The organism is Pseudomonas sp. Colony2 (genome assembly GCF_019382755.1).
In the GTDB taxonomy this organism is placed as follows: domain Bacteria; phylum Pseudomonadota; class Gammaproteobacteria; order Pseudomonadales; family Pseudomonadaceae; genus Aquipseudomonas.
The window spans coordinates 2202249-2203626 of sequence record NZ_CP080030.1 but is presented as its reverse complement, the minus strand read 5'-3'; the positions used below and the strand labels follow the sequence as shown (position 1 = coordinate 2203626).

Annotated in this window: 2 protein-coding genes; one reads left to right on the top strand and one right to left on the bottom strand. The window is 52.1% G+C overall.

What is annotated here, in order from left to right; genetic code table 11:
• The first annotated feature begins 95 nt into the window (after positions 1-95).
• On the top strand, positions 96-575 hold the full coding sequence (locus JV201_RS09535) for a hypothetical protein (protein WP_023659022.1): 480 nt from the start codon (positions 96-98) through the stop codon (positions 573-575).
• 86 nt (positions 576-661) lie between these two features.
• Here the strand turns inward: JV201_RS09535 and JV201_RS09530 are convergent.
• The coding region (locus JV201_RS09530; protein ID WP_257903296.1) for a hypothetical protein at positions 662-1378 on the bottom strand (717 nt) is incomplete at its 5' end.

Here is a 1378-nt window from a genome sequence, read left to right as displayed (position 1 = left end):
TCGGCCAGAAGCAGTCGGTCGCGATCAGAAAGGTTTGACGACAACGAGTCGCTCTCGCACTCTGTTTATAACCCATTCATTCATCAGGTTCCCGCATGTCATTAGCGACCGTAGTGCTGCTCGACTCCTGGCCACAGCCAAGTACGTCGCCTGAACCAGTGGTGTTCGCCACGGACACGCAACTATGTTTACGGTATTACACCACCGGAGAAGAAATAGCTGTGGTTCATTTTCCGCTAGTAAAGAAAATCCAATTCGGTTCGCCAAACGACGAAGCTTTGGGCGGCCATCCGCTCATTGGACTTGGCCTAAAGCATTACCAAATTCATCGAATAGATAATTCGCCTTGGTTAGCAGAGCTTGAGCAAAGGAACGCCATTCATCCTCGACACGACAAACAGCGGTTCATGAAAGATGCTATCCACTATGTCTTTACGTTTCAGGACTCTACCTTGGAATGCATCGTAATCGAGGGGGCGTTCTGGCATCCCAAAGTGCAAGTCTTTACCTCGGAGCAGGAGGCAAAGGATGGCTGGCGCACACTGGTGAATGACGTGGGTGCATTAACCCAATAGTCAGGAGCGGATGGCTGCGTTGGGTCGGAAGCGGTCGGTCATGAGCGGCCGCTTCTGGCCGATTCTGTTGAAAAAGCCGTACTCGCTTAGCCAAGGTGACCGCCTGCATCAATGAATAGCTTGCGGAGTTTTTTTCGAGCCGCCTCTGAAAGACGCTGTGAATAGCGTTGAAACTCTTCTTCGGCTGTGTCGGGCTTGCCGTTCATGGCCAATACAAACGCGTATGCAAGAGGATGTTGTATGTAGTTGTAGAAACCCAGGCCACCCGTCGACAAATGCTGCTTGACCCGCTCGAAAGCACCAGGCAGGTCGGCTATCGAACGAGCCTCGTCCCAAAACGATTCAGCTTTTGGAATGGCAGCCCGGAGGATATTGGGTGCGCTGGTTGCTATGGCATCAGGTCCGTAGCTGCATGAGATATCAAACGCTCGATCGCGCACATCGAAAGTCAGATCAGGTCGTGCTGATTTTGACGTCCTGTGCCATTTGATTTCATTGCCGGAAAGATGGGGAACGAAGTCCAGTGACAGAGCCCATGACGGCGCTAGCGCGCCGCCTTTCCACTGCTCAAGGCGAAAGAGTTGGCGAATGGGAGCATCGACGCTACGAAGCCAGGACAGCGGGCCCTGAACTTCGAATCCTAACGGCTGTAAAAGTGACTCTACGGTTGGCGAAACAATTTCGTGGATTTGATCTATTCGCACTATCTCGAACGTTTTTCCCTGCATCGGCGGCCCCATGCTCAAAAGTAATCCCACTTCGACAACTTCGGTCGTTGGTTCGACCTCAGATAATAGATGGAG